12 protein-coding genes are annotated in these 11,912 nt (G+C 71.7%); all 12 read right to left on the bottom strand.

Features of this window, described 5'->3' with window-relative positions; translation table 11 throughout:
• Nucleotides 1-168: 168 nt before the first annotated feature.
• On the bottom strand, nucleotides 169-1,248 hold the full coding sequence (locus tag ACGF5C_RS27115; protein WP_393306054.1) for a M23 family metallopeptidase: 1,080 nt from the start codon (nucleotides 1,246-1,248) through the stop codon (nucleotides 169-171).
• The gene (locus ACGF5C_RS27110; protein ID WP_393306052.1) at nucleotides 1,245-1,622 is read right to left on the bottom strand and encodes a hypothetical protein; all 378 of its coding nucleotides are present in this window, start codon (nucleotides 1,620-1,622) and stop codon (nucleotides 1,245-1,247) included. Before ACGF5C_RS27110 ends, ACGF5C_RS27115 begins: the two co-directional genes overlap by 4 nt.
• A 125-nt stretch (nucleotides 1,623-1,747) precedes the next feature.
• Complete coding sequence (locus tag ACGF5C_RS27105; protein WP_393306050.1) at nucleotides 1,748-1,990, bottom strand: hypothetical protein; 243 nt, start codon at nucleotides 1,988-1,990, stop codon at nucleotides 1,748-1,750.
• Between the two features lie 8 nt (nucleotides 1,991-1,998).
• On the bottom strand, nucleotides 1,999-2,259 hold the full coding sequence (locus ACGF5C_RS27100; protein WP_393306048.1) for a hypothetical protein: 261 nt from the start codon (nucleotides 2,257-2,259) through the stop codon (nucleotides 1,999-2,001).
• On the bottom strand, nucleotides 2,256-2,852 hold the full coding sequence (locus tag ACGF5C_RS27095; protein ID WP_393306046.1) for a hypothetical protein: 597 nt from the start codon (nucleotides 2,850-2,852) through the stop codon (nucleotides 2,256-2,258). The genes ACGF5C_RS27100 and ACGF5C_RS27095 overlap by 4 nt, the downstream gene beginning before the upstream one ends.
• Nucleotides 2,852-4,705, bottom strand: a complete 1,854-nt coding sequence (locus ACGF5C_RS27090) for a type IV secretory system conjugative DNA transfer family protein (RefSeq protein WP_393306044.1) — start codon at nucleotides 4,703-4,705, stop codon at nucleotides 2,852-2,854. Before ACGF5C_RS27090 ends, ACGF5C_RS27095 begins: the two co-directional genes overlap by 1 nt.
• Nucleotides 4,705-6,279, bottom strand: a complete 1,575-nt coding sequence (locus ACGF5C_RS27085; RefSeq protein WP_393306042.1) for a hypothetical protein — start codon at nucleotides 6,277-6,279, stop codon at nucleotides 4,705-4,707. The genes ACGF5C_RS27090 and ACGF5C_RS27085 overlap by 1 nt, the downstream gene beginning before the upstream one ends.
• Nucleotides 6,276-7,772, bottom strand: a complete 1,497-nt coding sequence (locus ACGF5C_RS27080) for an SCO6880 family protein (RefSeq protein WP_393306040.1) — start codon at nucleotides 7,770-7,772, stop codon at nucleotides 6,276-6,278. Before ACGF5C_RS27080 ends, ACGF5C_RS27085 begins: the two co-directional genes overlap by 4 nt.
• A gap of 13 nt (nucleotides 7,773-7,785) precedes the next feature.
• Entirely contained in the window at nucleotides 7,786-9,570 is a 1,785-nt protein-coding gene (locus ACGF5C_RS27075) for a hypothetical protein (RefSeq protein ID WP_393306039.1), read from the bottom strand.
• A gap of 280 nt (nucleotides 9,571-9,850) precedes the next feature.
• Nucleotides 9,851-10,507, bottom strand: coding sequence for a hypothetical protein (locus tag ACGF5C_RS27070; RefSeq protein ID WP_393306037.1), 657 nt, complete (start codon nucleotides 10,505-10,507; stop codon nucleotides 9,851-9,853).
• Between the two features lie 63 nt (nucleotides 10,508-10,570).
• A complete protein-coding gene (locus ACGF5C_RS27065) occupies nucleotides 10,571-10,936 on the bottom strand; it encodes a hypothetical protein (protein ID WP_393306035.1) in 366 nt (121 codons plus the stop codon).
• Nucleotides 10,937-10,968: 32 nt separating this feature from the next.
• Nucleotides 10,969-11,733, bottom strand: coding sequence for a MinD/ParA family protein (locus ACGF5C_RS27060; protein WP_393306033.1), 765 nt, complete (start codon nucleotides 11,731-11,733; stop codon nucleotides 10,969-10,971).
• Nucleotides 11,734-11,912: the final 179 nt, after the last annotated feature.

Raw genomic sequence — 11,912 nt, 5'->3', positions numbered from 1 at the left:
CCGGTTGGGCTTGCGGTTGCGGCGCTGGCCGATCTGCCCGCCGCGGTCGGACGGCGGTGGCGGTTGCGGTGCCGGCCGGCGCGGACGTTCGGTGTCCTCATCCTCGTCGTACATGTCGTCTCCCCCGTGCTGTGGCTGATGACCGATCTGCCGTCTCCTGCTGGCGCCTCACCCCCTTTCACCGAGTGCCGCGCCGCGTTGGCGCATGAACGGGACCGGGTTGACGGAGTTGGAGTTGTCCAGGTCGCATCTCGACCCGGAGCAGACTCGCTGGTGGGTTTGGAAGTGCAGGTGCGGGCCGGATGAGTGGCCGCTGGTGCCGACCAGGCCGATCTGCTGGCCGGCCTGCACGGTGTCGCCTTCGGTAACGTCGGGTCGGCGGATCATGTGGCAGTAGCGGGTGCCGTACCCGTCGGCGTGCACGAGGTCGACGTACCAGCCGCATCCCTTGGTGGTGGGGCTGCCGTCGATGTCGCAGTTGCCGGTGCTTGGGTCGCAGCCCGCCCACACCACTTGCCCGCCGCTGGCGGCGTGGATGACCGTGTTGCGTGGCACGCTCAGGTCGACTCCGGCGTGCAATCTGCCGTTGCGCGGCCCGTAGCCGCTGCCCACTGCGGCGCGCAGCGGCACCGTCCACCCCGACTCCGCCACCGTCACCGGACCGCCCGCGCACACGGCGAGGCTGGCGCCGGGTAGCTCGGCAATCGTGGCGACACCAGCGACCGCGGCGACGACCTGCTCGGCGTCGTGCTCGTACTCGCCGTACTTGTCGGGGAACGCGGAGACCTGGACGCGTTGGGCGACGACGGTCAACGGCAGGTTCTCCCACCCGTCGATGCGCTGGAGCTTGTCGTAGAACTTCGTGGCGGCGTAGACGGGGTCGAGGATCTGCGCGGGCGTGCCCCACCCCTGGCTGGGGCGTTGTTGGAACAGCCCGAGGGAGTCGCGATCACCACCGCGCAGGTTGCGCAGGCTCGACTCCACCATCGCCGTAGCCACCGCGATGACCCACCCCCGGGCCGGCACACCGCGCTCCCGTCCCACGGCGACGATCTGCGCAGCGTTGCCGACCTGCTCGGCGTCCCACCGCCCCACGGGCCCAATCCCATTGGCGGGTGAGCGCGACGGTCCGACAGTGGTGCACGCCGCCGCCGGTGTCGCATCGGTGAGCACCACCGTCACGGGAAGCGCGCACAGCAGCAGCGCGGCGATGACCGCCACACCGAGCCCGATCCGCCCGCGGTTCACCGCGACGCAACCTCCTCCCGGACACCGAGCGTGGCGACCAGCCACCGGGCGCCGCTGCGCACACACACCACCCGCAGCACCCCGGCATCGGTGCTGACATCGACGTCCACCCGCTGCGCCGTGGCCGTCACGACCCGCTCGACGCCGGTGACCCGGGTGGCGGGAACGTTGGCCGGTTCCACCGTGGCGAGCAGATCCGCGTAGGCGGGGACGGCGTAGGGGCGCACGCCTGCCAACCAACTGCCGGCGGGCAGGTCCGGGCGGGCCCAGGCGCGCACGAACCGCAGCGCGGCCGTCACCGCCGCCGGATCGGCCGTGCCTGATGTGGCCGGGAGGACGCCGTCAGGATCGGCGGGCAGCGTCCCGGCCGGCACCGCCGGCTCCGCTGAAGAGCCGGTGGTGGGTGCGCTGCCTACCGGAGCGGGATGGGTTCCGGCGCACGCGCACAGCGTCAGGCTGGCCACCCCCGCGATGACCCTCCTGACGACGTGGCGTCGTGTCACCGCTGCTCCTCGGTCGGAGTGGGCTCGGTGGGCTGCTCCTCGGACGCGACGGGCTCGGTGGGCGACCCGAGGGCGGTATTCAGTTGTTGTCCCAGCAGCCGCACCTGGTGGTGAATCTCCACGAGTTGCGGGCGCGCCTGCGGGTGACGGGCCACGACGTCGACCAGAGCGTCGATGTCGTGGCGCAGCTGCTCTAGGCCGACACTGATGCGGGCCAGCGGAGCCTTGGCAGTGCGCACGGTGACGCTCATTCCTCGACGCCGCGGGTGTAGTCCCCGTCGAGGTGCCCGTCGCTGGAGAAGTCCAGCTCCGTCTCCCGCCGCATCATCTCGTCGAGTTCCGTCCATCGCTGCCTGTCCTCCTGTTGGTCGTCGCGCCAGGCGTGGCGCGCGTCGTGAATCTCGGCGATGTAGTCCTGGAGCGTGTCGATGCCCTCGCGCAGCCCGAACAGCGCCGCTTCGAAGCGTTGCCAGTCCCACACGCTGGTGACCTCGGCCGGCTGCGTCATGTCGTCCCCCCTTGCGGTCGCGCCGCCGCGCGCTGGCGGGCGCCGATGTCGTCGGTGACGGCCCGCTCGGCGTCATCCGGCCACGGCTGCGACCAGACCGTGTCGCCGCTGCGGGGCGTGTGGTGCCCGTGCCGGCAGCGGGTGGTGTCCCAGCCCTGCCACCGGTGCCGGGCGCGGTGCAGAGCCTCGTGCCAACGCAGCGGCGCGTCCGGGTCGGCCTTGCCCGAGTAGGCGTGGTGCCAGGCCACGCTCAGCGCGGTCAGCTCCTCCACCAGGGCCGGGTGCGCCGGCCAGCACGCCCCGAGATCCTGCGCCAGGCCGTAGCGCTCGACGAGCCACCGCGTCCAGGCGATCAGCCACGCCCACAGCTCCCGCGCGGCATCGGCGTCCAGGTCGCGCCAGCAGTGACCCGCCGGCGCCCACCCGCCAGGGGCGTCCAAGGCGTCAACGCGTTCGGCGAGGGCCACGTGCGCCTCGGCGAGCTTCTCCACGCTGCCGCGCAGGGTGTCGATGAGTTCGGCGAGCTCAACAAGTGCCCACTGTTCCTCCGATGCCTGCTGCGGCAGCTCGAATTGGAAGGTGCGCTGCGACATCACTCGCGCCGCCCTTCGAGGCGGGCCGTGAAAGCGGCCTGCGCGGCGTGGAACCGGTCGGCGTCGGGGCGTTCCCACCACGCCGGCTGGGTCACCTCGACCGGGGGCATGTTCCCGAGTAGCACCAGGGCGTGGCCGGTGGGCAGGGTGCGCAGCTCGGCGAGGTCGAGCAGGTTCTCTCGGCGGCTGTTCTCTTGCACGCTGGCGCGCCCGCCGCCCCAGGACGCGGCCGACGTCAGCTCCTGCACCTGCCCGAGCAGCGACTGCGCGTCCTTGAGCGCCGACACGTCCTGGGTGCCGCCCATGACGAACTTCGCGTTCGCGCCGTCGCGCAGCGCCTGGCCCCCGTCGCGGCCCCACCGTTCCTCCAACTGGTGGGTGTTCTGGCAGGAGATCGACAAGGCGATACCGGCGCCGCCGCCCTCGGAGGCCAGCGCGGGCAGCGACGGCAGCGGCGCGATGTTGGTGATCTCGTCGCCGACCAGATACAGGCAGGGCTCCACCCGACCCCCGGGGGCGACAAACGAGCGTTGCAGGGTGCGGTAAATGATGTCCTCGGCGATCGCGCTGAACAGCGGCGCGACCAGCGCCTGCCCGCTACGGGTGCCGACCAGGTAGAGGGTGCCGGACTCATCCAGCCACTGCTCCGGCCGGAACTGCTCACCACGCGGCGGGGAGCAGGCGTGCAGGATCCGCGGGTTGCTGAACGCATCCAACGCGCCGAAGACGACGGACTGGATGGCGTCGCGGCTGCGGCCGGTGGACTCGCGGTGAAACGCCAGCCGGTCAGCCCACACCGTCTGCTGGTGATGGCGCAGGATCCGCTCGGCGCGCGGGTCGCTGGGGTTGGCCGCCCAACTGGCCACGTCGGTCATGGTCGTTTGCTCATCAAGGGCGGCGGCGTGCAGCAGGCCACGGATGATGGACGCGGCCTGGTCCTGGAAGTATTGGCCGTTCTCGACGTCGCCCTTGAGGCCGGCGCCGGCGGCGAAGCCTTTCGCCCGCAGCGCGGCGATGTCCGGATCGTGGGCGCCCTCGATCGGCGACCACCTGAGCCGGGGGACCCCGGGGACCTGTCCCTGCGGTTCGAAGATCCACGTCGGGCCGATCTCGGCGCGCAGGTCGTAGGTGACGGCGGCGACGTCCAGACGGGTGGAGGTGGAGATGACCGCGCCGCGGGCGTCCGCGACGCGGGGCACGATGTAGCGCGAGGTCTTGTTGGCGAAGCGGGCCGCGCCGGCGAGCAGTTCGGTGTACTCGTTGGCCAGGTACAGCGGCTCCCCGGTCAGCGCGTGGTGGCCGAGGAACCGCGCCACCTCCAGCGGGTCGGCGCGGCGCCGGGTCTTGGCCTGCACGATGTCGGGGCGGTCGGTCGCCCGGATGGTCAGCCCGGGACGCAGCACGTCGACGCGGCGCAGCACCGCGCCCGCGGTCACCACCTGGTCGAGGTCCTTGCGGCGGGCGAATCCGTGCCGCTGTACCCGCCGCTGCGCGAACCGGACCGCCGGCACCGCGAGGCCCACGACGGCGGCGCTGAACAGCACGAGCCACAGCAGGTACAGCAGGCCGGTCGGCGGCAGGTCCGCACGTGCGGCAGCGGGCCACGCCGCCGCCGGGTCGCCGCGGTGGACGACCATCCGCGCGGCGATGCCGGGCGCATCCGCTGGTGTGCTGTGCGGCCACGACAGGTGGGTGAGCACCCCGCCGAGCTGCCCGGCCAGCCACAGGGTCACGGTGCCCAACACCACGACCGTCGCGGCGATGCCCAGCAGCGTCAGCCGGGCCAGGATGTCGGCGCGCGCCATGCCGCGCTTGGGTAGCCGGTGCCCGGGGGACATGAGGGAGCCGGCCATCACTGCACCTGCCCCACTGCAGCGGACTCCCGCGCCTCGTACTCCGCCTCGGTCAGCTCCCGCCCCTGCCGGTCGGGGCCGACGCGCATACGGCTGTCGGTGTCGACCATGGCCTGCTCCATCGTGGAGAGCTGGTGCTTGACGACGTAGGAACGCAACCCGACCTTCCACAGCCCGACGCCGCGGCGCAGGTGCAGCAGCAGATTGGTCTCCACGTCGGTGGTGCCGAGGAATTCGCGAGCGGCGTCCAGCGAGCCCGCCGCCTGGCGGTAGGACACCCGCACGCCGGTGTCCTCGATCAGCCCGCGGGCGATGCGCACCTGCTCGGAGTCGGCGCTGCCGCTAGCCGCCAGATCCGAGAATCGGTGAAACGCCAGGATGTTCTCCGTTCCCAGCGCGCGGGCGAGTTTCAGTTGCTCGCGCATCCGCCGAACGAGGCCGAGGTGGCGGGTGATCAGCGCGAACTCGTCGTACAGGCACACCCTGGGCGGGGCGTCGGGGCGGGTCAGCTCCGCCTCCAGCCAGGACTGGGCGCAGGTCATCGCCATCGCCGTCATCTGGTCCGACGTGCGCACCGCCCGCAGGTCGAGGATCGCCCCGGGCTGGTCGAAGTCCACAGTCAGCGCGGCGGCGGTGGGGGCGTCGAAGATCCCGCCGAGGGCGCCGGTGATCAGCCGCTCCAGCGCGAGGCGGACCCGGCGGCTGTCGGCGGCGAACTGGTCGACGCCGTAGTGCACTCCGGCGAGGCGGTGCGCCCACACGTGCGGGTCGCCCATCGCGCGCAACACCAGAGAAAGGGTTGGGGTGGCCAGCCGGTCGGCGCTGGTGCCGTCGTCGCCGCGGGTCACCGCGTCGAGGGCGTATTCGGTCAGCGAGCGCTCGGCTTCACTCAGCGGCCCGCCGAGCTGGATCTCCAGCAGCCCTTCCAGCAGCAGCAGCCGCCGGGCCCGCTGGATCTGCAGCCACTCCGCCTCCCCCTGCCCCGGCTGGCGGCGAATGCCGGCGAGGGGGTTCATCACGACCCCGGCGCCAGGGCCGATGCGTACCGGTCGAATCCCAGCCGCCTGCGCGAGGGCGTCGTACTCGCCCTTGACGTCGACGATGTAGAAGCGGGTGTCGAACGGGATCCCCCGGAACGCGATGGTCTTGAGCAGCGACGACTTCGCCGATCCGATCTCTCCGGTGACCACCATGTTCGGCGCGCTGAGCACCCCGGCCCGGTACAGCTCCCGCATCGAGAACACGAACCCGGTCCGGGAGTACACCTCCTGCCCAATCAGTGGTCCGTCCACCCCGAGGCCCGGGTCGGCGACGAAGGGGTACACGCTGCACAGCTGCGCGCTGGTGGTGACCAGCGGCGGGAGCCGCAGCCGCCAGAAGGCCCGTCCGGCGGCGCGCCCCAGGGCGCCGCGCCCGTCGACCGGCGGGGCGCCCAGCAGCCGCTGTGTCGCACGGCGCAGAGCGCGCTGCTCGCGTTCCAGGTCGGCTTGCGCCGCCGCCAGGTCCCGCCGCTCTGCCGCCTGCGCGATGCGCTGCGCCAGCGATCCTTCTCGCTGCACCCGTGCCCGGCTCACGCCAGCCACCCCCGCATCGGCTTGAGCCCGCGTGCCAGGGGCAGTGCCCCGGCGATGAACCCCTGGTCCTGTTCGCCGTAGAGCACGACGGCTTGGCAGCCGGTGCGGCCCAGGACGCGTTTGATCGCGCGAACGTCGTGGCGCAATTGCTCTTCGCTGCCGGCGGTGACGGTGACGAGGATCGCGTAGCGGTAGCGCACGTGCCCGGCGGCCTGCTCCCGGTCGACCTGCTCCACCGAGCGGGCTTCCTCGTCCTCCCGCGCGGTGCGCACCAGCCGCATCTTGCGTTTGGTGATCTCGTCACCGGCGCGGGCGACCTTGTCCCGTCGGGTCGCGAGCTGGGCCAGCTGCGCGGGCACCGGCTCGGCGACGACCGTCACCGCGCGCCGGCCGACGGTGCGGGTGAACAGGGCGGTCATCCACGTCATGGCCACCGGCTGGCGCGGCATCTCGTACACCCACAAGGTTTGGGAGAACCCTGAGTCGTGGCGGTAGGACGACCAGCCGATGCATTCGGCGGCGATGGGCCCGGCCATGTGCGGCGCCACCCCGGCCGCGCTCGCGGTCCGCATATCCACGTGCGGCTGGTCCTCGGGGTCGAACTGGGTACGCAGCACCGCCGCGTACTGCCGAGGCGTCAACCAGCCCACGGTGTCGACGCCGGCCTCCCGGACCGCGGCCTGCACACCGCCGAGCTTGTCGAGCACCACGGTGGCGATGGCCGCGTCGGTGCCGCCCGCGTCGGCGATCTCCGCCGACAGCTTCTTCGTGTCGAACACGACGCTGAGGTACACCTCGTGGCGCTGCGTCGACGGGGCCGCCCCGGCGGTCAACTCCGCCAGCGACCGGTAGGCGGCGCTGTCGGTGTCGACCGCCCGCTGCACCAGGTAGCGCTGCGCCCGGTTACCAGCGTCCGGCACGGCGCGCGCCGTCAGCGCCCACCGGGCCAGACCGCCGTCGGTGTACTCGGTGCCGAGCAGGTTCAGCACCTCCGCCCATGCGGACAGGCGCTGCTGCTGCACCGACGTGTCGGCCAGGACCAGGTTGCTGCCCGCGCAGAGCAGGGCCGCGGTGACGGTGTTCTCGCGGCGGTGGTGCAGCAACCCCACCTCGGTCAGCCCGTCGGCGGCGACCGCCGGCAGCCAGCGGTAACCGGCGGCCGGACCGGGAAGGTGCAGATGCGTGCTGCCCGGGTTGGTGGCGAAGACACCACCCCGGTAGCGGTCCTGCCGGGCAGCGCGCTGCGCCAGCGCACCGGCGACGATGGGAGCCCACTCGGTGACACGGCGGCCCCGCAGCCGCAACAGGCCCACCGTGAGTAGCAGCAGCGCCGCCAGCAGCATGCCGCCGGCGGTCCCCTGCCGGCCGGCGGCTAGGAGGTTCGCGGCGATGACCAGGAAGATCACGCCGGCCACGGCCATGCCGATCTGTCCCCACGAGAAGCCCATGATCGAGCCGCGCGTGGACCGCGGTGGGAACTGGAACTGGGTCACCTGGTCTCCTCACCTAGACCGGAACGATGGGTACCTCGGCGGCACCGCCCGCGGCGGCGCCCCCCGCACGACCGGCACCCGCACCCGTGCTGGCGGCGGTGTCGCCCTGCGGGAGTTGGCCTGAGCTGGATGGATCGGCCGCTCCGCCCGACGGGCTGTGCCCGCTCACATCTGGGGTCGGCGCCGGGGGCAGCGGCGGCCCGGCTGGCGGCGTCGCACCGGTCGAGGTGGCTGTGCCCCCGCCGCTCGTTGCCGGCGCGGGGTCGACACTCTCCGGGCTGCCGGATGCCGAGGTATCCGCGCCGGTGGCCTTCTCACCGATGGCGTTCGGTGTTACCGGCAGCGCCGGCTGCCCAGTCGCGTCACCGGGCGCGGTGAGCTGCCCCTTCGCCACATCGCCCTGAGCCGTGCGGGAGTCGCGCTCGATGCCCTCGACCTCGTCGGCGTTCTCGCCACCGTTCTGATCAGCGCACGGCTCACTGTTCGGCTGTCCAATCTGCTCCCCGTCGCCGCGAGCTTGCAGCGCCTCCACCGCCTCGGGCACCGCGCTGGGACGCGCGCCGGGCGGGCCGGCATCGCTGGTGGGGATCGTCGGGATGGCATCGGAGTTGCCCTGCATCAGGGACGCGGCGTCCGTGTCGCCGCCGCTCCCGCCGCTGAGCGGATCGGCCAGGCGTCGCGCGGTGGCGTCCATCCCTACCGCGCCGGCCGCCGAGACCAGAAAACCGCGAGCGTCGACGTCGGCCAGGTAGCCGTCCCACATGCTCGTCAGCCGCAGCAGGATCCACGGCGCCAGCACCATCAGGAGGATGATGAACATGCCGCGCAGCACGTTGATGACGTTGTCGCTCTCGTAGGCGCTGCGCGTGCCGTAGATCCACAACGCGGCGATGAAGAACTTCGACGACGCCAGGGCATTGCAGGTCCAGAACCACTTGCGTCCCCATGAACGGGTCTCGGCCATCACCTGACCGGTCATCGCCATCGCCCCGAACAGCGCCGCGCCGGCAGCCAACAGTGAGCGGAACAGCAGCATCAGGAACACCAGCACCAGCCCGATCACGCTGATCACCGCGACGACGAAGGCCAGCAGGATCGTGCCGGTGTCCGCGGTCAGGGCATTCAGCGCGTCAACCCACATGCTGGGTTGCCAGTCGCGCTGCTGGTTGCGGGCGATCAGCGCCACGGTCGCCTCGTCCCACGCCGCCATCAGGATGTAGGCGATCCCGCCGGCGAACGCGATCCCGAACATGGCCCGGACCAGCCCACCCAGGCTGGACAAGGGTCCGGGGCCGTCTAGGCGCAGTCCGCCGATGGCCGTGGAGATGAGGAAGAACAGCAGCACCACTACGATCAGGACGCCGGAGATGTCGTTGTAGACGCCGTAAAACGGTTCGTCCGGCACCGCGGAGGACTGCTCGAACACCACCTCGGCCAGCTTGCTCAACATCCAGGCAAAGCCCGCCACGGCGATATCCGCCAAGCCCTCGAACCCCGAGCGGGCGGCGTCCTTGACCTGCTCGCCGACCTTGCAGCTCACATCGAGCGTCTTGCAGCCCGGTGCCTTGAAGAGGGATGAAAAGGGCAGTAGCGACGCACGCACCGCCTCGCAACGGTGCTGCTTCGCCGTCCACCGATCGGCGTTGCCCTCGTCCTCGGCGGCGCGGTCGGCGAACCGCTCGCACCTCACCGGCGCAGCACCACCTGCCGGCAGTGACTCGTCGAGGACCGACCGTGTGCCCTCCGGCGGCGGTGACTGCACCGTGAGCGACACCGCGTCACAGCGTTCCTGCTCCACAGCCCCCCCGGCCTTGCCGCAGTCGGTGACCCACCCGTCGCCGGCTTTCCAACGGGCCCACGGAAGACACCAGTTCACCTGCGGCGCCGTCTGCTCCCCACCGGGCTGCGACGGCTGCCCGGAAGACGTCGGCGCAGGGCAAGCCTCGGCTGCCGAGGCAGACGGGACCGGTGTCGGGGCCGCCGCGGCCGGCCTAGGCAGCGCTACCACGCCCACCAGGACCAGCACGCCGACAGCCACGCCGATCGCGCGTCGACAGGTGCTCAGCCACGACATCAGATCAAACCGTCCCCGGCACCCACGAACGCACGCCGAGCACCTCAAGCAACGGTTGAGTGTCGCGTGGACCACCGTCTCGGCGGGCGCCTCGCTGATCCGGCGGCGGCACCGGCACCGGCCGCTGCACCGCCACCACCCGCCAGCGATCCTGTGTCCAGCGCACCGTCACCGACTGCACGAACCAGCCACCCGCAAGACCCGTCTCCGGGCCAGCGACGACGCCATCGGTCATCGACCCGGTGAGCGCACACACCAACAGCCGCGCCGTCACCTCGCCGCCCTGCGGCACCTGGTCGTTGAGGTCCGTGTCGGGGACCCACACCCGGGCGGCCACCGTCTGGGAGATCCCCGCAACGTCGGCCGGCGGCGATCCCGCGCCCATCATCTCGGTCACCGCCGGGCCCGAACCGTCCACAGCGATGATGTCGATCAGCGCTTGCCGCTCGACCTCCGAACGGCCCGCCGCGGCGGACACCGCCACCACGTACGCCGCCGCCGCATCCCCCGCTCCACGCGGCGTGCCGGCGAAGCCGACCGGCACCCCCCTGACGAGACGATCGCTGTAGCCGCCGACCGCAGCCCGTTCGGGTGCGCTGGCGCGCCCCGCAACGAAGACCGCCGTCCCCGCGACCACGACGGCGAAGATGAGCAGCAGCACCGTCGTCGTACCGCGCCGACCGTCGGTCGTCTTGTAAGCCGATTCCCGCATGCGAGACACCTCCTAGATCTCGCTCAGCAGGAACGCGATAATCGACGTCGCCGAGCCCACGACGATCGCCACCAGACCGGCCTTCCACATCATCGACTTACCTCGATCACTGATGATGTGAGCACCGAAAATCGGTCCGATCCCAAACGCAATCGCACCCGCCGCCAGGCCCGCCACCGCGGAAATCACGCCGAGGAACAGCGCGGCGTTGGCCAGCTTGTAGAACAGATCCGAGCGCGGGACAGCCGCAGGGTCAGGGCTGATCCGGCCGAAGTCGAACCCCCCGCCGGACGGCGTTGGCGTCGGATCGGGTGCCAGCACCGCCACCACCGCAGGTGCCCGCGCCGTCAACGCGGCAGCTACCCAGTGCACGATCACAACAAGTTCCTCCCCGTGTGAAGTCGCCGCCCTCAGGCGACAGAAGCCCCCTCGAGCGGGTCAGGGGCAGCGGGACAGCGGTCGACAACCGCTGCGGCGACCTCGGTCAACGCCGTTCGTGTGGCCTTACTCAGCGACCGCGGATCGAGCGGGTCAGGACGGGCGAGAACCGGGTCGAAGGGCACGCGGACGAGATGCGTCGCCGCCTGGCGCGCCAGGTGCTCGACCGCGCGAACCTCCCGCGCGGTGGAGTGGGTGGTCGTCATAACCACCACCACCGCGGACTCCGCCACCTGGTCCAGTCCCGCTGCCTTGAGATGCGCCAGCAGCCGCATGGTGTGCTGTAGGCCATCGACGGTGGCGCGGGTCACCAGCACCGGCACGGTCGCCCACCCCAACGCCCGCCACGTCGGCGTGTTGTCCGCCGCAGGAAGATCCAGCAACGCCATGGCGTACACCGACCGCAGATGGCCGATAACACCGAACATCTCCGACCACGTGGGAGGACGCCGCTGCGCCGTCATCTTGCTCTCACCGACCAGAACGCGCAGACCAGTTGGCCCTCGCTGCATCAGTTCCTCGGCGACCAGCGGGTCAGCCAGCTTCGTCTCCGCGACGCTCGCGTCCCACGCCGAAGCCACACTGCCTCGGACCACGCGGTGACCCAGCCCGCCCCACGCACGTGCGGTCGCATCCACCGCGATGATGGGAGCTGGACTCGCGAGCGCCAGGACACCACCGAGCGCCGCCGTCAGAGTCGAACGCCCGACACCGCCATCGGCTGACGAGACGCTCACCAAGGGGCAGCCCGGGCGCAGCGACGAAGCGCGCAGCCACAGCGACTCAGCCAGGCTGCCGCCACCGAACTCCCGAGGGATCTCCCGTGGCCCCCGCGCCACGCCTGGAGCCCACCACGGCCCGACACTCTTCACACTTACGCCAAGCCCCGCCGGCTCGTCGGGTTCGGCTGGCGGAG

The sequence above is a fragment of the Micromonospora sp. NPDC047620 genome, from assembly GCF_043205005.1.
GTDB lineage: Bacteria > Actinomycetota > Actinomycetes > Mycobacteriales > Micromonosporaceae > Micromonospora.
This window is presented reverse-complemented; position numbering and strand designations above follow the sequence as displayed.

What these genes read in the sequence shown, in the direction of transcription:
- ACGF5C_RS27100 (WP_393306048.1), bottom strand. Translation starts at nt 2,259, where the DNA reads ATGACGCAGCCGGCCGAGGTCACCAGCGTGTGGGACTGGCAACGCTTC.
- ACGF5C_RS27095 (WP_393306046.1), bottom strand. Translation starts at nt 2,852, where the DNA reads ATGTCGCAGCGCACCTTCCAATTCGAGCTGCCGCAGCAGGCATCGGAG.
- ACGF5C_RS27090 (WP_393306044.1), bottom strand. Translation starts at nt 4,705, where the DNA reads ATGGCCGGCTCCCTCATGTCCCCCGGGCACCGGCTACCCAAGCGCGGC.